The sequence below is a fragment of the Rhizobium sp. Leaf306 genome (assembly GCF_001423425.1).
In the GTDB taxonomy this organism is placed as follows: domain Bacteria; phylum Pseudomonadota; class Alphaproteobacteria; order Rhizobiales; family Rhizobiaceae; genus Neorhizobium; species Neorhizobium soli.
In genome coordinates, this window is record NZ_LMNX01000004.1 from 498114 (window position 1) to 521431 (window position 23318).

25 protein-coding genes, 1 tRNA gene and 1 pseudogene are annotated in these 23318 nt (G+C 60.8%); 12 read left to right on the forward strand and 15 right to left on the reverse strand.

What is annotated here, in order from left to right; genetic code table 11:
• Positions 1-3: 3 nt before the first annotated feature.
• Positions 4-1107, reverse strand: coding sequence for a histidinol-phosphate transaminase (gene hisC, locus ASG19_RS20465; protein WP_062461759.1), 1104 nt, complete (start codon positions 1105-1107; stop codon positions 4-6).
• Between the two features lie 80 nt (positions 1108-1187).
• Positions 1188-1949, reverse strand: coding sequence for a class I SAM-dependent methyltransferase (locus tag ASG19_RS20470; RefSeq protein WP_062461762.1), 762 nt, complete (start codon positions 1947-1949; stop codon positions 1188-1190).
• A gap of 88 nt (positions 1950-2037) precedes the next feature.
• On the opposite strand from ASG19_RS20470, the gene gloB reads away from it, so the two are divergent.
• Positions 2038-2808, forward strand: coding sequence for a hydroxyacylglutathione hydrolase (gene gloB, locus ASG19_RS20475; RefSeq protein WP_062461765.1), 771 nt, complete (start codon positions 2038-2040; stop codon positions 2806-2808).
• Positions 2809-2811: 3 nt separating this feature from the next.
• Positions 2812-3228, forward strand: coding sequence for a cupin domain-containing protein (locus tag ASG19_RS20480; protein ID WP_062461768.1), 417 nt, complete (start codon positions 2812-2814; stop codon positions 3226-3228).
• Between the two features lie 27 nt (positions 3229-3255).
• Here ASG19_RS20480 and ASG19_RS24650 read toward each other — a convergent pair whose 3' ends face one another.
• From ASG19_RS24650 to ASG19_RS20490, 3 genes are all read right to left on the reverse strand, one after another.
• Positions 3256-3381, reverse strand: coding sequence for a hypothetical protein (locus ASG19_RS24650; RefSeq protein ID WP_256413811.1), 126 nt, complete (start codon positions 3379-3381; stop codon positions 3256-3258).
• A 306-nt stretch (positions 3382-3687) separates the two neighbouring features.
• Positions 3688-4572: an EamA family transporter gene (locus tag ASG19_RS20485; RefSeq protein ID WP_062461771.1), complete on the reverse strand. Its 885-nt coding sequence runs from the start codon at positions 4570-4572 to the stop codon at positions 3688-3690.
• A 28-nt stretch (positions 4573-4600) separates the two neighbouring features.
• Positions 4601-5377 (reverse strand): DUF3108 domain-containing protein, encoded by a 777-nt coding sequence (locus tag ASG19_RS20490; protein WP_062461774.1) that lies wholly within the window; start codon positions 5375-5377, stop codon positions 4601-4603.
• 256 nt (positions 5378-5633) lie between these two features.
• Between ASG19_RS20490 and rpmB the strand changes: the two genes are divergently transcribed.
• On the forward strand, positions 5634-5936 hold the full coding sequence (rpmB, locus tag ASG19_RS20495; protein WP_062461777.1) for a 50S ribosomal protein L28: 303 nt from the start codon (positions 5634-5636) through the stop codon (positions 5934-5936).
• Between the two features lie 107 nt (positions 5937-6043).
• Complete coding sequence (locus tag ASG19_RS20500) at positions 6044-6685, forward strand: queuosine precursor transporter (RefSeq protein WP_062461780.1); 642 nt, start codon at positions 6044-6046, stop codon at positions 6683-6685.
• Between the two features lie 32 nt (positions 6686-6717).
• Here the strand turns inward: ASG19_RS20500 and ASG19_RS20505 are convergent, their stop codons facing one another.
• From ASG19_RS20505 to ASG19_RS20520, 4 genes are all read right to left on the reverse strand, one after another.
• The gene (locus ASG19_RS20505; RefSeq protein ID WP_244476241.1) at positions 6718-7713 is read right to left on the reverse strand and encodes an esterase-like activity of phytase family protein; all 996 of its coding nucleotides are present in this window, start codon (positions 7711-7713) and stop codon (positions 6718-6720) included.
• A gap of 8 nt (positions 7714-7721) precedes the next feature.
• Positions 7722-9644, reverse strand: coding sequence for a cobaltochelatase subunit CobT (gene cobT, locus ASG19_RS20510; RefSeq protein ID WP_062461783.1), 1923 nt, complete (start codon positions 9642-9644; stop codon positions 7722-7724).
• Between the two features lie 48 nt (positions 9645-9692).
• Positions 9693-10685 carry a cobaltochelatase subunit CobS gene (cobS, locus tag ASG19_RS20515; RefSeq protein WP_062462014.1) on the reverse strand — a complete coding sequence of 331 codons (993 nt, stop codon included), beginning with the start codon at positions 10683-10685 and terminating at the stop codon, positions 9693-9695.
• A 62-nt stretch (positions 10686-10747) separates the two neighbouring features.
• Positions 10748-11395, reverse strand: coding sequence for a J domain-containing protein (locus ASG19_RS20520; RefSeq protein ID WP_062461786.1), 648 nt, complete (start codon positions 11393-11395; stop codon positions 10748-10750).
• A 116-nt stretch (positions 11396-11511) separates the two neighbouring features.
• On the opposite strand from ASG19_RS20520, the gene ASG19_RS20525 reads away from it, so the two are divergent.
• Entirely contained in the window at positions 11512-11793 is a 282-nt protein-coding gene (locus ASG19_RS20525; RefSeq protein WP_062461789.1) for a BolA family transcriptional regulator, read from the forward strand.
• A 7-nt stretch (positions 11794-11800) separates the two neighbouring features.
• On the opposite strand, the pseudogene ASG19_RS20530 reads toward ASG19_RS20525, so the two are convergent.
• From ASG19_RS20530 to ASG19_RS20540, 3 genes and pseudogenes are all read right to left on the reverse strand, one after another.
• Positions 11801-12655, reverse strand: a pseudogene (locus ASG19_RS20530) (transporter associated domain-containing protein); the annotation flags it as partial.
• 29 nt (positions 12656-12684) lie between these two features.
• On the reverse strand, positions 12685-13815 hold the full coding sequence (gene aroB / locus ASG19_RS20535) for a 3-dehydroquinate synthase (protein ID WP_062461795.1): 1131 nt from the start codon (positions 13813-13815) through the stop codon (positions 12685-12687).
• Positions 13812-14417 (reverse strand): shikimate kinase, encoded by a 606-nt coding sequence (locus ASG19_RS20540; protein WP_062461798.1) that lies wholly within the window; start codon positions 14415-14417, stop codon positions 13812-13814. The genes aroB and ASG19_RS20540 overlap by 4 nt, the downstream gene beginning before the upstream one ends.
• A 145-nt stretch (positions 14418-14562) precedes the next feature.
• Here ASG19_RS20540 and ASG19_RS24270 point away from each other — a divergent pair, with 145 nt between their 5' ends.
• The 5 genes from ASG19_RS24270 (at position 14563) to ASG19_RS20565 (ending at position 18512) form a co-directional block, all read left to right on the forward strand.
• Positions 14563-14721 carry a hypothetical protein gene (locus ASG19_RS24270; RefSeq protein WP_092660944.1) on the forward strand — a complete coding sequence of 53 codons (159 nt, stop codon included), beginning with the start codon at positions 14563-14565 and terminating at the stop codon, positions 14719-14721.
• A gap of 26 nt (positions 14722-14747) precedes the next feature.
• Positions 14748-15689, forward strand: a complete 942-nt coding sequence (gene xerD / locus ASG19_RS20550; protein WP_062461803.1) for a site-specific tyrosine recombinase XerD — start codon at positions 14748-14750, stop codon at positions 15687-15689.
• Between the two features lie 64 nt (positions 15690-15753).
• Positions 15754-16707: an acetyl-CoA carboxylase carboxyltransferase subunit alpha gene (locus ASG19_RS20555; protein ID WP_062461806.1), complete on the forward strand. Its 954-nt coding sequence runs from the start codon at positions 15754-15756 to the stop codon at positions 16705-16707.
• A 204-nt stretch (positions 16708-16911) separates the two neighbouring features.
• Positions 16912-18270, forward strand: coding sequence for a murein L,D-transpeptidase family protein (locus tag ASG19_RS20560; protein WP_062462017.1), 1359 nt, complete (start codon positions 16912-16914; stop codon positions 18268-18270).
• A 5-nt stretch (positions 18271-18275) separates the two neighbouring features.
• The gene (locus ASG19_RS20565; RefSeq protein WP_062461809.1) at positions 18276-18512 is read left to right on the forward strand and encodes a sulfurtransferase TusA family protein; all 237 of its coding nucleotides are present in this window, start codon (positions 18276-18278) and stop codon (positions 18510-18512) included.
• 45 nt (positions 18513-18557) lie between these two features.
• On the opposite strand, the gene ASG19_RS20570 is transcribed toward ASG19_RS20565, so the two are convergent.
• Positions 18558-19733, reverse strand: coding sequence for a GTP-binding protein (locus ASG19_RS20570; RefSeq protein WP_062461812.1), 1176 nt, complete (start codon positions 19731-19733; stop codon positions 18558-18560).
• 30 nt (positions 19734-19763) lie between these two features.
• A complete protein-coding gene (locus ASG19_RS20575; protein ID WP_244476246.1) occupies positions 19764-20849 on the reverse strand; it encodes a D-alanyl-D-alanine carboxypeptidase family protein in 1086 nt (361 codons plus the stop codon).
• Between the two features lie 178 nt (positions 20850-21027).
• Between ASG19_RS20575 and ASG19_RS20580 the strand changes: the two genes are divergently transcribed.
• Entirely contained in the window at positions 21028-22218 is a 1191-nt protein-coding gene (locus tag ASG19_RS20580; RefSeq protein WP_062461815.1) for a M20 aminoacylase family protein, read from the forward strand.
• Between the two features lie 55 nt (positions 22219-22273).
• Positions 22274-22350 (forward strand) — tRNA-Arg (locus ASG19_RS20585).
• A gap of 341 nt (positions 22351-22691) precedes the next feature.
• Here ASG19_RS20585 and ASG19_RS24335 read toward each other — a convergent pair.
• The coding region (locus tag ASG19_RS24335; protein WP_156466574.1) for a DUF982 domain-containing protein at positions 22692-23318 on the reverse strand (627 nt) is incomplete at its 5' end.

Here is a 23318-nt window from a genome sequence, read left to right on the forward strand (position 1 = left end):
CTGTCAGCGTGCCAGAAATTCGCCGAGCGTTTCGATGACGCCGCGATTGGCTTCTTCCGAGCCGATCGTCATGCGCAGCGCGTTCGGCAGGCCATAGCCCTTGACGACCCGCAGGATATAGCCGCGGCTGGTGAGGAAGGCATCGGCATCCGGCGCACGCTTGCCGTCCACATCGGGGAAATGGATCAGCACGAAATTGGTGACCGACGGCGTCACCTTGAGGCCGAGCGTTTCGAATGCGTGGGTCAGCTTGTCGAGCCAGAGCGTGTTGTGCTCGACAGCCTTCTCGACGAAAGCCCGATCGCGGATGGCCGCAGCACCTGCGGCAATCGCCGGCGCATTCAGGTTGAACGGTCCGCGAACGCGGTTGAGCGCATCGAGGATCGCGGCCGGGCCATACATCCAGCCGATCCGCAGCGCCGCAAGACCGTAGGCCTTCGAGAAGGTCCGGCACATCACGACGTTCTTGCTGTTCGAGACCAGCTCAAGACCGGCCTCGTAATCGTTCTTCTTCACATATTCCGCATAGGCCGCATCGAGAACCAGGATGACGCTTTTCGGCAGACCGGCATGCAGGCGGCGGATGTCGGAAACCGGGACATAGGTGCCGGTCGGATTGCCCGGATTGGCGATGAACACCATCTTCGTCTTGTCCGTGACAGCGGCGAGGATCGCATCGACATCGACGGTGCAATCCTTTTCCGGCACTTCGATCGCCTTGGCGCCGGCACCGGTGATCTGGATCTTGTAGACGAGGAACCCGTGCTGGGTGATGATCGCCTCGTCGCCGGCACCGAGATAGACATGGCAAAGCAGGCCGAGCAACTCATCCGATCCATTGCCGCAGATGATGTTGGCAGCGTTCAACCCGTGCACCGAGCCGATCGCTTCGCGCAGCGCCAAAGCCTGGCCATCCGGATAGAGTTCAAGGTGACCGGCTGCCTCGCGAAAGGCTTCGATCGCAGCGGGGCTCGCACCGAGCGGCGTTTCGTTTGACGAGAGCTTGAACACGCGCGCAACGCCGGGAGCATGATCCTTGCCGGGCACATAGGCGGCGATATCCAGAATGCCTGGACGCGGAACGGGCTCACTCGCAACGATGCTCATCGATTGGACCTTCTCGGTAATGTCTGTGGGCAGGGTATGCTCAGGCATTAAAGCTCAAAAGGCCCAATGTCGAGCCGGTTTTAAGAGCCTTTGGGCGTGTCGGGCTGCGTCCGCGTCGTCGGCACGCCGCGTGGTGCCATGACCGGCACGAACACGCGTCTCGATGCGCGCGCCGCCACCGGCAGCCCCTGATACAGCCGCTTTTGCGCTTCCAGCACGATGACGCCGGAAAACACCGGCCAGAAGCGACGACCGATACGATCGAACACCTGCCGCATCTTCATGATCGTTCGCGCCTTTGACGGCGGAAAAAACAACGCCTCGGCGCTGGCGCCTGGCGTGAAGTTCGTCTCGCGCATCAGCGTCGTCAACTGCCCGCGCGAATAGGGCCGGCCGGAGCCGAAGGGCGTATGTTCCATGCGTGCCCAGACACCCCGACGGTTTGGAACGACGATCACCAGGCGCCCGCCCGGCGCCAGCACCCGCCAGATTTCCTTCAGCGTCTCGCGAGGGTTTTCGGCAAATTCCAGAGAATGCACCAGCAACACGCGATCGACCGAACTGTCCGGAAGCGGCAATTCCTCATCAAACACCAGAGCGGTGCTTGAAAGCTCGCCCGGCGGCCAGTTCACTGCCCCCTGCCCGGCCGGCATGAAGGCGAAGGTGCGCTCGGTATCGGCCCGGAAGTGATCGAGATAGGGCACCGCATAGCCGAGCCCGACCAGACGCTCCTCCGGCAGGCGCGCCCAGAGCGACGACAACGCCACGACGATCGACTGCTCGGCGAACCGGCCAAGAGCAGAATGATAGAACTCACGCAGATCGACGATATCGACGGACAAGATAAATTGCTCGCTGAAGGTGGTTGGACTTCAAGGCACCAGTCTCTACATTGTTCGCCAAGTGGAAATGAGCAAGAGGTGAGGCAGAATGAAGCCGTTGGAACTCGAAGTTTTTCCCTGCCGGAGCGACAATTTCGGCGTTCTTGTGCACGATCCTGAAAGCGGACTGACCGCTTCGATCGATGCGCCGGAAGAACAGCCGATCATAGATGCCGCCGCTCGTCGCGGCTGGACGATCACCCACATCTTCACGACCCATCACCACACCGATCATGTGGAGGCAAACCTCGCGCTGAAGGAGAAGTTCGGCCTGGAGATCATCGGCCCCGTCAACGAGGCGGTCGCGATCCCCGGCCTCGACCGGACAGTCGCAGATGGCGACGAGTTCCATTTCGGCGACCATCTCGTTCGCGTCATCGAGACGCCAGGCCACACGGCCGGCCATATCTGTTTCCATTTCCCGGACGACAAGATCCTGTTTGCCGCCGATACGCTGTTTGCGCTCGGTTGCGGTCGCCTGTTCGAACGCTCCGCTTCCGACATGTGGTCTTCGCTACAGAAGCTCGCGGTTCTGCCCGATGAGACGGCGATCTATTTCGGCCATGAATACACGCTGTCCAACGCCCGTTTCGCGCTGACGATCGATCCGGACAACGAGCGGCTGAAGACCCGCGCTGCCGAGATCGAGGCCCTGCGCGCCGACGGGAAGTTCACCATTCCGACGATGATGGGCCTCGAGAAGGAAACCAACCCCTTCCTGCGCCCCGCCGATCCCGCGATCCGCCGCAACCTGATCATGGAGGGCAAGACCAACGAGGAAGTGTTCGCCGAGATCCGCAAGCGGAAGGACAGTTTCTAAGCGATGTCGCCACAAGAGATCATCACCACGCTTGGCATGCAGCGCCACCCGGAAGGCGGCTGGTATGCGGAAACGTTTCGCGATGGAGACGGCACCGGGCGCGGCGCGTCGACGGCGATCTACTATTTGCTCCAGGCCGGCGAGAAATCGCACTGGCATCGGGTGCCCGATGCAGCCGAAGTCTGGCACTACTATGCCGGCGATCCGCTGCTTCTGAAGATTTCGGATGGAAAGACTGTCGAGGAAATCCGGCTCGGTGTGGATCTGGCCAACGGCGAGCGGCCACAGGCCGTGGTGCCGGCCGATGCGTGGCAGGCAGGAGAAACGCTCGGCGCCTACACGCTGGTAGGCTGCACAGTCGCGCCGGGATTCGAGTTTGCGAGCTTCGAGATGGCAGCGCCTGGCTGGGAGCCGGGTTAAGGGCTCGCGCAAACCAATGTTGCGTGCCTAGTCTTCCTTGCGCTTGCCATACTTCCGTTCGTGCTGTCGCACTGTGAAATAGGCATAGGCCCATCCCAAAGCCGCGATCGAGAGCGGAAGAACGATGAACGCATATATCTGCAAACCTGTCATAGCAGTTTCCTCAATATACGCTTGCCTCCCCAGTGTAGAATAGCAGCGGCAAAAAGCCAACCGGGTCCCACAACCGAAAGTATAAAAGCGTTTCCAGTCGAGACTGACGGCGCATAGATCGCCGCGGCGATCAGAGCAAACACGCCAACCGTGAGGCAAGAGGTCGACGCCCGGTCAAAGGAACTGGCGACGTATTTGGTTCGTTCGTTATGGATGATCGACATCGTCGGCAGATCACTCGCTGTTGCGATGGCAATCTAGCGGATAAGTTGCAGGCAACACACCCAAAGCCTGACGCTCAGGCTGCTAATCTGTTTCGACAGCTTTCGATTTCGGCCGCAGCATATCACGTGCAGCAAGCACCGCTCCACCGGTGATCAGTACGCAGGCCGCGAGAATGCGCCAGTCCGGTTCGGCAAAGCCGGAAAGCACCAGGATCAAGGTCGAGAGCAGGGGCGCGGCATAACTTGCGGCGCCGATCGCCTGTATATCGCCGTTCTTCACGCCGTAATCCCAAGCGTAGAAGGCAGCGCCAACCGGCAGCAGGCCAAGGCCGACGACCGCCGCCCACTGGCTGGCGTCCGCCGGCCATATCGTCGTCTCCAGCGCCAGATGGCACACAAGCGACAACAGCGATGTGGCGAGGCAGAACCCCGTCACCACGTCGGTCGAGACACGATCGAAGCTGCGGGTCAGCAGCGAGTACCCTGCCCAGGTGAAAGCGCAGATGAAGGCCATGCCATAGCCCAGCGTATAGGCCCCGTCGAACGACAGGCCGTTGCGCGAAACGATGGCAATCGAGCCGCAAAGTCCGGCAATCGCACCGGCGACGTGGTACCAGCGCAGCCGCTCGCCCGGCAGGAGCGCCGAGCCGACGACGATGAGCAGCGGCCAGAGATAGGCGATCAGTCCCGCCTCGACGGCCGGCGCATTGCGCAGCGCCGTGAAGTACAGAAAGTGGTAGCCGAATAATCCGCCGATCCCGATGATCCACACCTTGGCGGGCTGTTTGAGCAACCGGATGCGCTGCGGCCTGAAGGCGAACAGGATCAGCCCCGGCAGACTGCCGATCGCAAACGTCATCGCGTTCATCTGGAAGGGCGGAACCTTGCCGGATGCTGCCGTCATCAGCGCCAAAAGCGACCACATCAGAATGGCCGTAAAACCGATCAGCGTCCCCCGGATCTTCACTATGCCTCCTTCGGCATAAGCCGATCTTCTAATCGCCGATCTTCACGGCCGTCACGTAGAGCGGCCCCATCCTGGTCGGGATACGGGCATAGACAGGAGCGTATACATTTGCGCCATCGGCCTTGGCAAACCAGATTTCCATCGGCGTCTTGCGAAGATACTCGATATCGGTGCGCCCGCGACGGAACCCGGATTTGGGCGTGTAGCGGATCGAGCAGACGATGGCCTCTCCCTTGAACCCTTCCGCCGCAAACGGCTTGGTGCCCATCGGTGACAGAACCAGATCCATGCGCGATTCACCGTCATAGATCGGCAACCGGTTCGGGCAGATCTTGGCATCCGCCGGAAAGATCAGCCCGCTCAACGGGTCGAGTACGGCGCGAAGATCCTTGTCCGTCACCGGCACCCAGTTTTCCCGGTTGCGACGCGGCGGCGGCGTGATCTTCGTCTCCGTCACGTTGCCATTGCTGTAGAAGATATCGTAGACGCGCTTCCGCTTTCCGACATTGTAGACAAGATTGTAGCGGTCGGCCTGCAGCTTTTCGCCCTGGATGCGCCCCGTCACGCTGGTTTCCGCCGAGACCTTGCTGATGATATCGGCGATACCTGACGATTTAAACGTGCCGTTGATCTTGTACTGCCCGCCGTCGAATTCGCTCGAAAAGCTCGCTGTCGCGATCGGTAATATCCCGAGCGTGATACTGTATTGGCTGACCTGCCGGGTTTCGGCCGCCATCGAGGGCGTTGCGGCACCGAAACTCACCAGAGAGGACAGGGCGACGGCGAAATATGTGCGAGAAAGCATGAACGGCCCTGACGGATGAGATGGAAGCGACTTGCCTGACGAGTGTGACTGACCATAATGGCAAGAAAACAGCGACGCGCCAGCCGCAAAAGCACCAAGCGACGCCTTGAGAGTCCGAAACGCAAGGTTTTGGCTTGACGCGCCGGACCTCACTGACTATAGAACCGCAACTTTCCAATCAGGACCAATTGGATCGGCATGTCGGGCATTGCCCGGAAATTGCTTCCGATTGCAGAATAGAACAAAGGTGTATCCCATGTCTCGTGTATGCGAACTGACCGGCAAGGGCGTAATGACCGGCAATAACGTCAGCCATGCCAACAACAAGACCCGTCGTCGGTTCCTGCCGAACCTGTGCCAGGTCACTCTGATCTCCGATTCGCTCGGCCAGCGCTTCCGTCTGCGGGTTTCCGCTCACGCGCTTCGCTCCGTTGAGCATCGCGGCGGTCTCGACGCTTTCCTTCTGAAGTCCAGCGAGACTGAGCTGTCCATGCGCGCTCGTCTTCTGCGTCGCCAGATTGCCAAGAAGACTGCAGAAGCAGCGACTGCTGCTGCTTAATCAGCGTCTTTAACATCACCGGCTTTGAAGAGGGCTTGACCGGATAACCGGACAAGCCCTTTCTCATGGTCATATCCGCAACTGGTGGCATACCCCAGGATAAAAAAATGCAAGCGAAACGCTATACCCTTATCTATGCCCTGCTCATGGCAGCGGTCGTCGTCGCCTCGAACTTCCTCGTACAGTTCCCTGTCACAGGAAGCCTTTTCGGAGTAGCCCTTGGCGATCTCCTGACCTGGGGCGCTTTCACCTATCCCTTCGCCTTCCTCGTCACTGACCTTACCAATCGCCAGTTCGGGACGACAATCGCACGCCGTGTGGTTCTGGTCGGCTTTATCTTCGGCGTAACGTTGTCGCTCTGGGCATCCGCTCCGCGCATCGCCATCGCCTCGGGCACCGCCTATCTGGTCGGCCAGCTTCTGGACATCTCGGTGTTCAACCGCCTGCGTCGCCAGTCCTGGTGGCAGGCGCCGCTGGCAGGCTCCCTGCTCGGATCGGCGCTTGATACACTGCTGTTCTTCTCGCTGGCCTTTGCCCCGATCTTCGCCTTCCTCGGCGCCAATGACGACTTCGCCGTCGGCTGGTCTCCGATTCTGGGCGCACTCTCGACCGAAGCCCCGCGCTGGGTTTCCTGGGCGCTCGGCGACCTCGTGGTCAAGATCCTCGTCGGAATCGTGCTGTTGCTGCCCTATGGCGCGCTGATGACCGTGTTGCGGCCGATGCCGCAGGTCACTGCAAAGACCGTGTGACATAATCAAGGGGAGCCTGAAGCTTCCCTTTCTTATTCCGCGAGCCGAAATTCCAGCATCAGGTTGCGCTGCAGGAAGTTGCCGTTGTCGTCGGAGACGAGGATGAGATGCGGGCGGCCGTCCGGCGCTGTGATCACGTCCAGCCCCTCCATATTGTCGACCGCGTAGGTCATGTCCGCTTCCAGCAGGACTTCGCCGTCGATTAGGGCACCCGGACGGATCTGCGCGCCATCGAAGCGGCGGATGCGCATGCCGAGGCCGCCGAGGAAGCTGAAACGGCGCTCCAGCAGCAGAAAGTCGCCGTCATGCAGAAATGCGCCATCGGTCGCGTCATAGGGGTCGTGACGGACGATCTTGAAAACGCCCTTCAGCGGTCCCTCGAGAATGGCCGCAAACATGTTGCCGTTCTGATCGAGGCTGTGTTCCGTGACCGTCACGAGCGAGCCCTTCAGCGGGCTGTCTTCAGGCGAGAGTGCCAGCGTTTCCATGCCGGCATTCATCCGCAATTCCCTACGGGGAAAGACGAAGTCTATGGTGCGCGTCGGGCCTGAAGCCTCGAAACCAGGATCCGGATAGGTCTCGATCCGGTGCAGCTGCTCGAAGCTCACCGCCGCCTCGCCCTTACGCAGGGCAAGACCCTCCGCATCCGAATGGAACTTCGACCCCGGCCGCCCGCCTCTGTAGAGCAGTGGCGACACCTGCAGGCGGCTGAGACCCGAGAGACGGCCCTCCGCATCCCGTTCGATCTGCCCGGTCAGCCAGTGACCGGTATCGAGCACCGAAACAAAACTCTTACCGTCCGGCCGGAATCGGATCGCCGAAAGCGATTGCAGCATGCTGTCGTTTGAGGAGAACTGCAGCCCGCCCAGAAATTCGAGCTTGCCGAAACGGGTGGCGTCAGAGCCCGTCTTGAAACGGGAGATGGTATGGACGCTCACCTCTATATCAGGACCTGCGGCACCGGCCGGCAGAGCGAACACTACGGTCGACATCAGTGCCGCAGCAACGGCCACGCGCAAGGACTTCACCGAAGCCCTCAGCCTGCTCGTCGCATGCGGGCGCCACGCGCGCCACGCGCGCCACGGCCACCCTGCGCCGACCGGTCGGCAAACAGTTCAGCCAGCTGCTCGGTCATCGCGCCTGCCAACTCGTCTGCGTCGACGATGGTGACAGCATTGCGATAGTAGCGCGTCACATCATGGCCGATACCAATCGCCAGCAGTTCGACCGGAGACTTGGTCTCGACCTGTTCGATCACGGCGCGCAGGTGCCGCTCCAGATAATTGCCCGGATTGACCGAAAGCGTCGAATCGTCGACCGGCGCGCCGTCGGAGATCATCATCAGGATCTTGCGCTGTTCCGGCCGCGCGATGAGACGGTTATGCGCCCACATCAGCGCCTCGCCGTCGATGTTTTCCTTTAGCAGGCCTTCGCGCATCATCAGGCCGAGATTGCGGCGCGAGCGGCGCCACGGAGCATCGGCGGACTTGTAGACGATGTGGCGCAGATCGTTGAGACGGCCGGGCGTCGCGGGCTTGCCGTTCGCAAGCCAGTTCTCGCGGCTCTGGCCGCCCTTCCAGGCTTTGGTGGTGAAGCCGAGGATCTCCACCTTCACACCGCAGCGTTCCAGCGTGCGAGCAAGAATGTCGGCGCAGGTTGCCGCAACCGTGATCGGACGGCCGCGCATCGAACCGGAATTGTCGATAACAAGCGTCACGACCGTATCGCGGAACTGCGTATCGCGTTCTTTCTTGAAGGAAAGCGGCTGCATCGGGTCGATGATCAGGCGCACCAAGCGGGCCGGATCGAGATAGCCCTCCTCCAGGTCGAAATCCCAGGAACGGTTCTGCTGCGCCATCAGGCGGCGCTGCAGCCGGTTGGCGAGACGACCGACGGCGCCCTGCAGATGCGCAAGCTGCTTGTCGAGGAATGCGCGCAGCCGGTCGAGTTCCGCTTCGTCACACAGCTCTTCGGCGGTGATCTCCTCGTCGAACTCCTGCGTGAAGATGTGATAATCCACCTTCTCGTTGAAATCGTCGAACGGGCTGTTCGGGCGGCGGGTCTCGCCTGGGGTCTCGGAGTGATCGTCGCTTTCGTCGGACATCTCCTCGTCCGACATTTCGGCGCCGTCCATCTCGCCTTCGTCCATGTCGTCGTCGGCAACATCGCTCTGTTCGGCGGGCGCGGCATCAGAGCCGGCTTCTTCCTCGACCTCCTCGTTCTCGGTCTCGCCGCTGCTCGGCTGTTCCTCGTCGTTCTGGTTGTCGATTTCCTCCGGCTCGCTGTCGTCGCTCGCGAGATCCTCGGCCATCTGCATGGATGACAGCATGCGGCGCACGACCTTGGAGAAGGCCTGCTGGTCCTCGATGACATTTCTCAGATTGTCGAGATCGCCGGACGCCTTGTCTTCGATGAACGGACGCCAGAGGTCGAGCACCTTGCCGGCGCTTTCGGGCGGCTTCACGCCGGTCAGTTTCTCGCGCACCAGCATGGCGATCGCCTCGCCGATCGGTGCGTCTTCCTGACGCTCAATGCCAGTAAAATTCGCCTTGGCGTATTTTTCCTGATGCATCGAGTTGAGGTTGGAGGCAACGCCGGTCATCCGCAGCGCGCCGATCGATTCGATCCGGGCCTGTTCGACCGCATCAAACACGGTGCGCGCATCAGACCCCTGCGGCGCCAGATTGGCATGCATGGCCGTGTCGTGGCAGGCAATCCGCAGCGCCATGGAATCGCCGAGGCCACGGGTGACGGCCAGTTCATGGGCCGTCGGGCGCCTGGAGATCTCAGGCAGACGAATGCGATCTCCGGCAAGGCCGGGCCGCTCGTTGGCGAACGACACCTCGACCTCGCCATTGCCGGCAATCGACCGGACGCAACCGGTGATCGCCCGGCGCAATGGCTCGGTATCGACCATGCCGCTGGACTTGGGCTTTAGATTGTCTCCTCGACCTGACATGGCCTGCATTTCCTTCGCTTGGCGCGTTAGGTCACGCCCCTGACGACGTTAAGCGCCGAGAACCATGTTGGCGGCGCTTTCCTGGAGCTCGACACCGAAGGCGCGCTGATACTGTTCAGCCACCAGCGTACGCTCGAGCTCGTCGCACTTGTTGAGGAAGGTGATGCGGAAGGCAAAGGCGACATCACCGAAAATCTCAGCGTTCTCGGCCCAGGTGATGACCGTACGCGGGCTCATCACGGTCGACAGGTCGCCGTTGATAAAGGCCGAGCGGGTCAGATCGGCGACGCGCACCATTTTTGATACGGTTTCGCGACCTTCCGCCGTCTTGCCGAACGACTTCACCTTCGCGGCAACGATATCGACTTCCTTCTGGTGCGGCAGGTAGTTCAACGTTGTCACGATCGACCAGCGGTCCATCTGTGCCTGGTTGATCTGCTGGGTGCCGTGATAAAGGCCGGTCGTATCTCCGAGGCCAACCGTGTTGGCGGTCGAGAAGATGCGGAACGCAGGGTGCGGACGAATGACGCGGCTCTGGTCGAGAAGCGTCAGGCGGCCCGACGATTCCAGCACGCGCTGAATGACGAACATCACGTCGGGACGGCCTGCATCGTACTCATCGAACACAAGTGCGACATTGTGCTGGTAGGCCCAGGGCAGGATGCCGTCCTTGAATTCGGTAACCTGCTTGCCGTCCTTCAGGACGATCGCGTCCTTGCCGACGAGATCGATACGGCTGACGTGGCTGTCGAGGTTGACGCGCACGCAAGGCCAGTTGAGGCGGGCGGCAACCTGCTCGATATGGGTTGATTTGCCGGTCCCGTGGAAACCGGACACCATGACGCGGCGGTTATGGGCAAAGCCTGCAAGGATGGCGAGCGTCGTGTCGCGGTCGAACAGGTAGTCCGGATCGAGGTCCGGAACGTAAGGGTCGCCGTGGCTGTAGGCCGGAACCCTCAAATCGGTATCAATGCCGAAAACATCCCGGACAGATACTGTGGTGTCGGGAAGGTTGGAAATGTCTAAGTCGATCTTGCTCATCATAACTCCAGGGCACGGGCAAATGCCCGGCCTTCATCCTCGCTGCCATATGTTTTTACGGCTTAGCAGAAACCCGCCTGCTTCAACAACTGGTATGCTTGAATGACAGCGCGAAAACGGTCTTCAGAACCGCGGTCTCCGCCATTGGCATCCGGGTGGTGCTTCTTGACCAGTTCCTTGTAGCGCCGCTTGATATCGGTCGAATTCGAGTTTGCCGCCAGTTCCAGCGTATCGAAAGCCTTGGCTTCCAGCGTTTTCAGCTTTCGTCCCTGCGTTTCGAACCGTCCACCGGTGCCCGCCCGGGCCTGAGAAACGAAACCGAACGGATCCTTGAAACGCTGCTGCGCGTAAGCGGTTCCGCTGGCACCGCCTGCACTGGAGCGCGCGCTCGAATGCAATGGGCCGTCTTTCGCCGCCTTGTTGACGCCAACCGTCCATGTGGGGCGATGACCGGTGATCGCTTCCTTCTGGTAGCGCGCAATCTCGCCATCCGACAGGCCGGAGAAATAATTGTAACCCTTGTTGTATTCCTTCACATGCTCGAAGCAGAACAGGAAGAACTGTCCCTCGGCATTTCGACCCACGGGCGCGCGGTGGGCGCCGGGCTTGTCGCACCCGTCCCACTGGCAGGTCGGAGCCTGCGCAGCCGTTTCCTGCTGCCTGTTCCGGCGCGTCCGGATACGGTCGAAATATTTGGAATCGAGTTTCATAAGGCTCCTATTATGGGGCCGCCGAGAAGTCGGGACAAGAATTGACAAACCGGTTTGTTGCTGGTTTCTGAGATGCCCTTCTGCGTCGCCCTGTCTGCCATCAAAGGAAGCCGAACATGACCGTAAGAGCCCGCATCGAAGCTACGCTTCGCGACAACCTTTCCCCCGATCGGCTAGAGGTGATCGACGAGAGCCAGCATCACGCCGGACATCAGCCGGATATAACAGGAACCGGCGAGACCCATATGCGGGTGCGGATCGTGTCCTCGGCATTCGCGGGAAAGAGCCGTCTCGACCGGCACCGGGCGGTCAATGCGCTGCTGAAGCCCGAACTCGACGCAGGTCTCCACGCGCTGGCGGTGGAAGCCGCAGCACCGGGCGAAGCGACGCGCTGGTAGCGGAGACTTATTCGCCGGGCAGCGCTGTCTCGGCTGCCGGGCGGATCCTCAGCCGCGTGATGCGGTTTTTCTCGCGCTTCAGGACGATGAAGCGCTTGCCGTGGAAGGTGAAGGCCTGACGCTCTTCGGGGATGAGCTTCGATTCGTGGATGACGAGGCCGGCGATCGTCGTCGCCTCTTGATCGGGAAGGCTCCAGCCGAGCGCCCGGTTGAGATCTCGGATCGGCACCGAGCCATCGACCAGGATCGAGCCGTCGGCTTCCTGGCGCACGCCACGGACCTCGATATCATGCTCGTCTGCGATATCGCCGACGATTTCCTCGAGAATATCCTCCAGCGTGACGATGCCCTGCACCTCGCCATATTCGTCGACCACGACGGCGAAATGCACCTTGCGCTTCAGGAATGCGGCAAGCTGGTCCTTGAGGCTGGTACTATCGGGCACAAACCACGGCCGCTGGGCGATCTTCACGACATCGACAGGGGCCCCGTCGGCCTCCACGTCGGCAAGTGTGCGCAACAGGTCCTTGGCATGCAGCACACCGATGATGTTTTCGGTCGAATTGCGCCACACCGGCATGCGGGTATAGGGGCTTTCCAACACGGTGCGCACGAGAACCTCGGGCGGATCGTCGGCGTTCAAGGCGCGCATGACGGTGCGATGCCGCATAACGTCGGAGACTTCGAGCTCCTGAAGCTCGAACAGTCCGCTCAGCCGGTTGCGGTCCCGCTGCACGGGATCGCGCTCCCGGTGCCGGGCCTCGAGTGCCGAATGCAGATCGTCGCGGTCCGCAAAGACCAGCGTTTCCGGTGACAGCGACAGGCCGGACATGCGAAGCAGGCGGCGGATGACCGCGTTCAGCAGGCGCGATGGCAGGCTGCGTTTCGCGCTCATCGGCTCCGCTTTTCGTCAAGAAAGCTCAGCACTTCGGAAGACGGTACATCGTCGGCAACAAAGGACTGGCCGATCCCGTGGGTGAGGATGAAGGTGAGCTTGCCGCTCTTGACCTTCTTGTCCTGCGCAATCGCATCGAGAAGCTTTTGCGTCGGCGGCAAGTCACCTGGAATGTCGCTGATCCTGGTCGGCAGGCCGACGGCTTTCAGATGCGCCTCGACGCGGCTGGCATCATCGGGGCTTGCAAGGTTCATGCGGGCCGAGAACTGGTAGGCCAGAACCATGCCGATCGCGACGCCCTCGCCATGAACGAGGCGCTTCCCGTCGTATTCGACGGCGGCTTCCAGCGCGTGGCCGAACGTGTGACCGAGATTGAGGAGCGCCCGACGGCCGGTCTCCCGCTCGTCTTCGACAACCACATCGGATTTCGACTGGCAGCTTCTGGCAATTGCCTCGATCCGCTCGGGCTCGCCCGAGAACACGGCCTTCCAGTTCTTTTCCAGCCATTCGAAGAAATCCGGCTGGTCGATCAGTCCGTATTTGGCGACCTCGGCGTAACCTGCCCGAAACTCCCGCTCGGACAGCGTGTCGAGGGCTGCGGTATCGGCGAGAACCAGATCCGGCTGATGGAAGACGCCGAGCAGGTTCTTGCCGTGACGGGTGTTGATGCCCGTCTTGCCGCCGACGGACGAATCCACCTGCGCCAGAAGCGAGGTCGGGATCTGCACGAAGCGCACGCCACGCCGCACGATGCCTGCCGCAAAACCCGCGAGATCGCCGATCACGCCGCCGCCAAGCGCGATCACCGCATCGTTACGTTCGATCCGCGCCGACAGAACCATGTCGCAGACGGTTGACAGGTGTTCGAGGCTCTTGGTCTTTTCGCCGGCCGGCAGCGTCAGCGATACGGCTTCGATGCCGTCGGTCTGGAGGCTGTCCATCAGCGCTTCGAGATAGAGCGGTGCCACGTTTTCGTCCGTTACGATCGCCGCGCGCCGGCCTTTCAGCCGCGACGTGATCTCGCCGCCGGCGCGCTCGATGAGACCGGGGCCGATCAGAATATCGTAGGCGCGCCCTTGGAGCGGCACATGCACCAGGCGTTCGGAAGCACGGGAGGTTTCGTTCATGGCATGTCACCTGTCTTTGCAAGGCCGGCCTTGGGAAGCCCGGCCAGCGCTTTTAGCACCTCGTTGACCATCACGTCCTTGCGGACATTATGCGACAGCACGGTGAGATCGGCTTCGGCATAGATCGGGTAGCGCTGGATCATCAGGTTCTCCAGCGTCTGCTTCGGGTTTTCGGTTTTCAGAAGCGGGCGGTGATCGCGCCGGTTGACGCGCTCCCACAGAACATCCAGATCCGCTTTCAACCAGAGCGAAACGCCGCCGGCCTTGATCTGCGCGCGGGTCGCCTCGTTGATGAAGGCACCGCCGCCGGTCGAGACCACCCGCGGTCCCTGCTTCAGCAACCGCTCGATGACCCGCGTTTCCAGCGCCCGGAACTCCGTTTCGCCGTATGATGCGAAAAGCTCCGAGATCGTCATGCGGGAGACTTTTTCGATTTCCGCGTCCGTATCGACGAAGGGCACGTTGAGAGCCTGGGCGACCAGCTTTCCGATCACCGACTTGCCCGCTCCCATCAGGCCGACAAGGGTCAGGTTGCGGCCACCGAGTGCCGCGCTCGCCCGCTGCTTGAGCGACTGTTCCGCAATGGATGCAACTTCGTTCATCGTCTCGTCCGTTTGCGAAACGGTATCGACAAATGCGGGATGGGCGTCAAGCCGCGCGGCGCCTGAAACACCGCCCTCACCGTTTCTTCTTGTCGATCTATAAACATTTACGGATATAGTGCAGCGCAACGAAGCGGAGTTCTCGATGCCTACCCTGTTCCGGTTTCTATTCGTGCTCGCGGTGATCGCTGGCATCATCTACGGAAGCATGGTGGCACTGGTCTTTCTGGTGGAGCCGCGCGAACGCGATGTCACCGTGCGCGTGCCCTCCGAACGGCTGAACCCGCCCGCCCAGAAGCCCTGACCGCCTGACAAGGATAGGACGAACCAATGGCCGACCTGTCTCGCGCTCACATCGAAGCCTTTCTGGAAATGATGAGCGCCGAACGCGGTGCGGCGATGAACACGCTCTCCTCCTATGAACGCGATCTGGAGGACATGCATTCCTTCCTCGCAACCCGCAAATCGACGCCGTCGTCTGCGCAAAGCGGCGATCTGTCGGCCTATCTCGGCCATCTCGGCAAGCAGGGCTTTGCCGCGTCCTCGCAGGCAAGACGCCTTTCTGCCATGCGGCAATTCTACAAGTTCCTCTATGCCGAAGGCCTGCGCACCGACGATCCGACCTCCATTCTGGACGCGCCGAAAAAGGGGCGCTCGCTGCCCAAGATCATGACTGAGGCAGACGTGACCCGTCTCTTAAGTCTTGCCATGGAGGAAGCGGCACAACCGGGACCCGATCAGATTTCCCGCGCCCGCATGCTGGCGCTGCTCGAGCTTCTGTATGCAACGGGGATGCGGGTGAGCGAACTCGTCTCACTGCCGGCAAAGGTGCTGGACCAGGAAGGCCGGTTCCTGATGGTGCGCGGCAAGGGCAACAAAGAACGGCTGGTGCCGCTCTCCCGCTCGGCCATCGCCGCGATGAAGGTTTATGGCGAAATGCGGAGCAGCCGCGAAAAAGATGCGGACAGCATCTGGCTCTTCCCTTCCAGCAGCAAGGAAGGTTATCTTCCCCGCCAGGTTTTCGCCCGCGACCTCAAGGGACTGGCGGCGCGGGCGGGCTTAAAAACCGCTGCGATCTCGCCGCATGTGATGCGTCACGCCTTTGCAAGCCATCTTTTGGCAAACGGCGCCGACCTTCGAGTGGTACAGGAACTGCTTGGACATTCAGACATTTCCACCACTCAAATATACACTCATGTCCTGGAAGAACGGCTTCGCCAGACGGTGCAAACACATCACCCTCTTGCAAAACAGGCCAAAAACCGGGATTAGAAGCCCCGATCGAAAATTGGAACGCTACGTTCCTCAAGAGAAAAACAACCGGAAACCGGATCTCATGCAAACGTATCTCGACTTCGAAAAGCCAATCTCTGACCTCGAGGGCAAGATCCACGAGCTCAAGAAGCTCACGGACGAGAATGAAGGCATAGACACGACCGACGAGATTACCCGCCTTGAAGGCCGGGTGAAGGAAGCGGTCAAGGACATCTATTCCAAGCTCGGCGCCTGGGAGAAGACGCAGGTTGCCCGCCATCCGCAGCGCCCGCACTTCGTCGATTACGCCGAAAAGCTGTTTACCGATTTCACGCCGCTTGCCGGCGACCGCAATTTCGGTGAGGACGCGGCGATCCAGGCAGGCCTTGCCCGTTTCAACGGTATGCCTGTCGCGCTGATGGGCCAGGAAAAGGGTCACGACACCAAGAGCCGCCTGAAGCACAATTTCGGCAGCCCGCGTCCTGAAGGCTATCGCAAGGCAATCCGCATCATGGAAATGGCCGACCGCTTCGGTCTGCCGATCATCTCGCTGATCGATACGGCAGGCGCCTATCCGGGCGTTGGCGCGGAAGAGCGCGGCCAGGCGGAAGCCATCGCCCGCTCGACGGAAATGTGCCTCGGCGTGAAAGTCCCGTTGATCTCCATCGTCATCGGCGAAGGCGGCTCCGGCGGTGCGATTGCCATCGCCACCGGCAACCGGGTCTATATGCTCGAGCACTCGATCTATTCGGTCATCTCGCCGGAAGGCGCCGCCTCCATCCTGTGGCGCGATTCGACCCGCGCCCGTGAAGCTGCGACCAACATGAAGATCACCTCCGACGACCTGAAGGGTCTCGGCATCATCGACGAGATCATTCCGGAGCCGATCGGCGGCGCGCATCGCGACCCGGAAACCGTTATTGCTGCCACCGGCAAGGTGATTGCTTCGGCTCTGGAAGAACTTGGAAAGCTCTCCGGCATCGAGTTGCGCAACCAGCGCCGGCAGAAATTCCTCGATATCGGCCGCAACCTGTAGGATCAGGCGTAAAACCGATCGTCTGCTCCTGAAATTGCCAAAATCGCCGGTATAGGACTTTGGCAATTGCCGGTGTGCGGTGAAAACCGCGGCGGTTTCGCTAGACAGCCGCGTGCAAGCGTTTAAGAAGATGTAAAGCTTACCGTCTTATTGATCGTGTCTCGTACGGTTTTGTTCGCCATTCCTGATATGTGGTTTGTCTCGATGCGCCTGAAACACATCGCCTTCGCCCTTCTTGTCGCAACGGCCCTTACCGGCTGTAACGATACGCTGGACTCTGCAAAGATCGATCTCTCGACCGTCAAGAACAAGAAGGAGCAGCCTCTTCCTTCCAGCATCGTTGCCGAGATGCAAAAGAGGAACATGCCGCGCCAGTCGCCGATCATGATCCGCATCCTCAAGGAAGAGGGTAAGCTCGAGATCTGGAAGGCGAAGGCCGACAACCGCTTCGACGTCATCAAGAGCTATGACATCTGCGCCTGGTCCGGAAAGCTCGGACCGAAGGTGAAGGAAGGCGACCGTCAGGCGCCGGAAGGCTTCTACAGCCTGACTCCTGCGCACCTGAACCCCAATTCGCAGTATTACCTCGCCATCAACACCGGCTTCCCGAACCGCTACGACGCCGCCAACGGCCGCAGCGGCACCAATCTGATGATCCACGGCGCCTGCTCGTCGTCGGGTTGCTACTCCATGACCGACGAACAGGTTCTGGAAATCTACGCCTTTGCACGCGACGCCTTTAAGGGCGGCCAGACCTCGATCCAGCTGCAGGCGCTTCCCTTCCGCATGAGCGCGGAAAACATGGTGCGCCACCGCGACAACCAGAACTATGACTTCTGGAAGATGATCAAGACCGGCTACGACAATTTCGAAGTGACGAAGCGCCCGCCGGAAGTGAACGTCTGCGAAAAGAAATACGTCTTCAACCAGCAGGCGGACAGCAACGGCAAGTTCGCACCGGCCGCCGCCTGCCCGACCATGTCGACGCCGCCGACGCTGGTATCCGCACTGTCGTCCTATTCCAAGACCTACGAACTCGCCTATCAGAAGGCGATGGACAAGTATGACGGCAAGGTCTGGTACGAACCGACGGAAGCCGAGCGCAAGGCCGTCGTTGCCGGCAAGCGCAAGGGCCGTGAACTCGCCTATGCGCCGACAGGCACCTCGCTGGAAGCCGGCAAGCTGCTGAGCCAGTCGGAATTCAAGCAGATGATGGAAAAGCGCATGGCCTCGGGCGGCGAGAAGCCGGCGACCACCGTGCTTGCCTCCGCTGGCCCGACGTCTGCCCGTACAGCCTCGATCAACGAGCGTATGATGGTAAAGCAGGACCGCCTGCCTGCAACGACGACCGGCTCGATTGCCAATACGCAGTTGCGTGGCGCCCAGACCGCCAGCGTTCCATCGGCGCCGGCACCACAGGCTGCAACGCCGACCGTTCAGACAGCGCAGGGCACGACCGTTGCCGTTCCTGTGCCGGAACAGAACCCGCTTGCCTATACGGCAACACAGCCGGTGACCGAGACCGCCAAGAAGCCCGCCTGGAAGTTCTGGTCCAAGGACTGACGCCAGTGCCTGGGGAAGCCCTCGGAGAGACCTATGATCTTCGCGGGCTGAAATGCCCCCTGCCCGTGCTGAAGACCCGCAAGCGTCTGAAGTCCATGGAGACGGGCGCGTCTCTTACCCTGGAAACCACCGATCCGCTTGCAGGCATCGATATCCCGCATTTCTGCAGCCAGGACGGCCACGTCCTGCTCTCGTCCGAGCGGACCGAGACGGGCCACAGGTTCGTGATCCGCAAGGGTTGATTGCGCAACAGCATCAAATCGAAAATTGGAACTGGCGATGCAGCCTTAGAACTGCATGCCCGGCACGGCCAGCGGATTGTCTTCGAGCGCCGCACGATCCGGACGATCGATCTGCGGCTTGCCCGTGAAGGCCGCGAAAAGATCCTGCACGAACGCCTCCGGCAGATCCTGGGTGATCAGCACCATGCGCGTCAGACGATCGGAGCCTTCAGGCCATTTCGCCAGCCGTTCCGGCGGATGGAAAATGCTCTGCACGCCGTGCAGCACCAGCGGACGCTCGAGATTATCGGACATCGCCACGATCGCCTTCATGCGCAGAAGCTTTTCGCCATGCGCCGAGCGCAGCAGATCCACGAACATGCTGAGCGCCATCGGCTCGATCGGCTTGTCGTGGACGATCGAGAAGGAGCGAATGTTGGCGCCGTGCCGGTTTACATCGTGATGATGGTGGCCGTGATCATGAGGATCGTGCTTATGGTCGTGATGGTCGTGCCCGTGCCCGCGCCCATCGTGCCCATGCCCATGAGCCTCATGCGCGTGATCGTGCGCCACTTCTTCCCGCAGCCAGCGGCCGACATCGGCGATCTTTGTTTCCGGATCGTAGAGCCCGTTGACGAGGATCGCGGCGGCACCGGTGCTTTCGTCATCGCCATCGACGATGGGTGCCCGCGGGTTGAGCGCGCGCAGCCGGGCCCGCAGCGCGTCGCTCTCCTCCGGTGTGGACATGGAAAGCTTGGAGAGAACCAGCCGGTCGGCGACCGCAGCCTGCTTGACCGCTTCCGGATGACGATCGAGCGTCGAGATACCGTTGACCGCATCGACAACGGTGACGACGCCGTCGAGCTCGAAATTCTGCGCGATGACCGGGTTTCCCATGACCGACTGCATGACCGGCGCCGGATCGGCAAGGCCTGTCGTTTCGATGACCACCCGGTGGATCGGCTTCAGCCGCCCGGTCTGCACGCCGTCCATCAGCGTGGCGAGCGTATCGATCAGCTCTCCGCGCACGGTGCAGCACAGGCAGCCGTTGGAAAGTTCAAGCAGCGCATCGCCGGAGCTTTCGACCAGGAAATTGTCGATGCTCACATCGCCGAATTCGTTGATGATGACGGCCGTGTTGCTGGCGGCCGGATCCTTCAGGATCCGGTTGAGAAGCGTGGACTTGCCCGCCCCCAGAAAGCCGGTGAGGATGGAAACCGGAATGCGACCGCTAAAGGACATGTTTTAGTACCTTAAAGTTCAGCCCGCTCTTTAGAGATTGGCTGGGCGCGGCTGCGGGATCGGCACGGACTTTGTGCCCGTATTGGCATCCGGCACGTCTTCGCCGCCGAGGATGAGGCTTGTCACCGCATATTGCGGTGGCCGCGTCATCTCGTGGATAAAGGGCGAATGCAGAACGGTTCGCCCGGCATCGTCGCGATTTTCACTGCGGACTTTGGCAGCCTTCGGATTGCAGATCTCGGCGCTGACATCATTCACCTCGGCCGTGTTTCCATAGGGCGGCAGCGAGGCGAGCGGCACGCCTTCGTTTGCCTGGGAGGTGAGCCCCTGCTGCAGAAGGTTCGCAGTATCATCCGCACGGCCGGCGAGACTGTCGGACCCGAGCACGACCGAAATCACCGTGCGGCCGTTGCGGGTGGCCGAGCCGATCTGGTTGAAGCCGGCGGCGCAGATGAAACCGGTCTTCATGCCGTCGGCCCCATCAAAGCGGCCGATCAGCGTGTTGAAGTTCGGATACTGCTTCTTGCCGGTATCGATGCCTTCCAGCGAGAAATAGCTCTGGTACTGCGGAAATTCCCGCTTCAGCGCCAGCGTCAGCACGGCGAGATCGCGCGCCGTGGTAAACTGGCCCTTGCCCGGCAAGCCATGCGGATTGATGAAATGGCTCGATGCCATGCCGAGCCCCTGCGCTTCGGAATTCATCATTTCCACGAACTGGTCGAGCGAGCCACCCACCGTTTCGGCGACGGCCACGGCGATATCGTTGGCAGACTTGACGAGAAGGATCTTCATCGCATTGTCGAGCGTCAGCCGCGTGCCCGGTTTGAAATACATCTTGCTGGCCGGCTGGTCCGTCGCCTTCTTGCTCATCACCACCTGGGTTTCGAGCGAAAGACGGCCGCTTTTGATCGCCTTGAAGGTGACATAGGCCGTCATCAGCTTGGTCAGCGAAGCCGGATACCATTTCAGGAACGCATCCTGATGGGCGATGACCCGCCCGCTCTTCACATCGACGATCAGCCGCGGATTGGCCGCAGCGCTGCCGGCGGAAACGAGGAGGCCTAGTGCCGCAATGGCGGAGACCACCCGAACGGCGGTCGCGGATTTCAGATGCAAGAATGACAAGAGCGTTCCTCGTCGCTGGAGCCGGGAATGGAGGCCCGAAACGTTTGGCGCATATGTGGCCACTGTGGCCAAGCAATGGCAAAGATGATTGATTACGTCAATCAGGCGAGGCACACTCCCTTCGGGAGGATGGGTCACAACCTTATGAGCAGCAGCACAGGAAATCCGAATGCCCATCTTGAACCGAGCCGCCGAACTTCAAGGCGAAGTCAGCGAATGGCGCCGACACCTCCACCAGAACCCCGAAATCCTCTATGACGTCGTTGAGACCGCAGCCTTCGTAGCCGCTAAGCTGAAGGAATTCGGCGTCGACGAGGTCGCGACCGGCATCGGCCGCACCGGCGTTGTCGGCATCATCAGGGGCAAGGGCGGCGCAGACGCGGGTACAGGCGCAAACGCCAGCGGACGCACGATCGGTCTGCGCGCCGACATGGATGCGCTGCCGCTGACCGAGCTCACGGGCAAGCCCTGGGCCTCGAAAACCCCTGGCAAGATGCATGCCTGCGGCCATGACGGCCACACGTCCATGCTGCTGGGTGCCGCAAAATACCTCGCCGAAACCCGCAATTTCGACGGCACCGTGGCGCTGATCTTCCAGCCCGCCGAAGAAGGTGGCGCCGGCGCGCTGGCAATGATCGAAGACGGCATGATGGAGCGCTTCGGCATCGACGAAGTCTACGGCATGCACAATATGCCGGGCATTCCCATCGGCCAGTTCGCGATCCGCAAGGGCGGCATCATGGCAGCACCCGACCGCTTCACCATCACCATCAAGGGTCGTGGCGGCCACGCGGCCCAGCCTCACAAGACGATCGACCCGATCTTCATCGGTTCGCAGCTGGTGGGCAGCCTGCAGGCAATCGCTGCCCGCAACGCAGACCCCGTCCAGTCGGTGGTGATATCCGTGACCCGCTTCGATGCCGGCACGACACACAATATCATCCCCGACAACGCGATCATCATGGGCACGGTGCGCACGCTGAACGAAGACACCCGCGACCTTGCCGAAAACCGCATCCGCCAGATCGTCGAGGGCTTGGCAAGCGCCCACGGCGCCGGCTGGTCGATCGACTACGAGCGCAAATGCCCTGTTACCTCCAACCACGACAGCGAGACCGACCACGCGATCGGCGTCGCCTCATCCATCGTCGGCGCCGCCAATGTGGATGGGAACGTCGAACCGACCATGGCCGGCGAAGACTTCGCCTTCATGCTCAAACGCCGCCCCGGCGCCTTCATCTTCATCGGCAACGGCGATACGGCAGCCCTTCACAACCCCAACTACGACTTCGACGACGAAGCCCTCGCCTACGGCATCTCCTACTGGGTCAAGCTCACGGAGCAGCGCCTGTCACCATAACCCGCAGAAAAACACTTGGCTAAACCCATCACCTTTTGTATGGGTTTTGCCGAGTGGTCCCATAGCTCAGCAGGATAGAGCGCAAGATTCCTAATCTTGAGGCCATTGGTTCGAATCCAATTGGGATCACCATTATTTGCAGGACTTATGGGACGTCCGCGTTCCCGCGTTCCCACAACCCGATCATTCGCTGGCTGATTACGGCCGAGTTCGCTCAGCCGTTACCCGCGACGTGATGCGTTGCTGCACAGTAAGAACTGCTCAGCACCACAACCATCCGCTACCGTCGAAATACGCAAACTCAGAACCGCGGCGAGAACTCGTAGTTGCAAAGGATTTGCTTCGACCCAAGCCATCGTAACTGCTTTGCTGCGGCCACGCTCAACGTCTCGATTTTGGCCAGGCTTGAATTTTCGCATGGCTCTTTCAACACACAATAGAGCGCCTGCAAAATTCATCAAACAGCGGATCAACTAAATCCCGACCTCGACGAAATTTATACTGTTTAGCTCGAATTTATTTAACGTTGCCTCGAGACAAGATTGAAGATCGGTGTCCAAGGCCATTCTGATTGCGCTGATCATCTCTGCCTCGAAAGCATCGATGCTGTCGTAAGCGATCAGGTTGGACGACGAAGCCGCCTTACACAGCACTTCGACAACGCGTCTTTCGTTCGTGAGGCCCCTCAATGCTCCGGCGCAGGCGACCACGGCATCATGGTAAGCTGCGTCCCGGGAACCCGGCCACGCTTCGATCAAATACTTCGCCGCCTCCTTCGTGCTTTTGATACGCACAAAGGTCTTGGTTTCCCCCCGCAACTCGATGGTGACGACGTTGTCCCATTCAGCCATGGCTATGCTCGCCCAATCCGCAAGTAGAGCTAATTTAGCGGGCAATACTTGAGCGGGGCTGGTGACTGTCGTGTGGAAAAGAGGACCTGGCGATGTAGTAGATCGGCGCCACCGTACGAGATAGACTTGAGGTCGATACCTATAGAAAGCGAATTCGGTCTTCGACGTCTCGGGCATCGCAAGCACAAGGCTGCCTCCATCGAGATCCAGCAACTTGCGCGAAGCGGCAGGCAGGCGCGCGCGGATCTC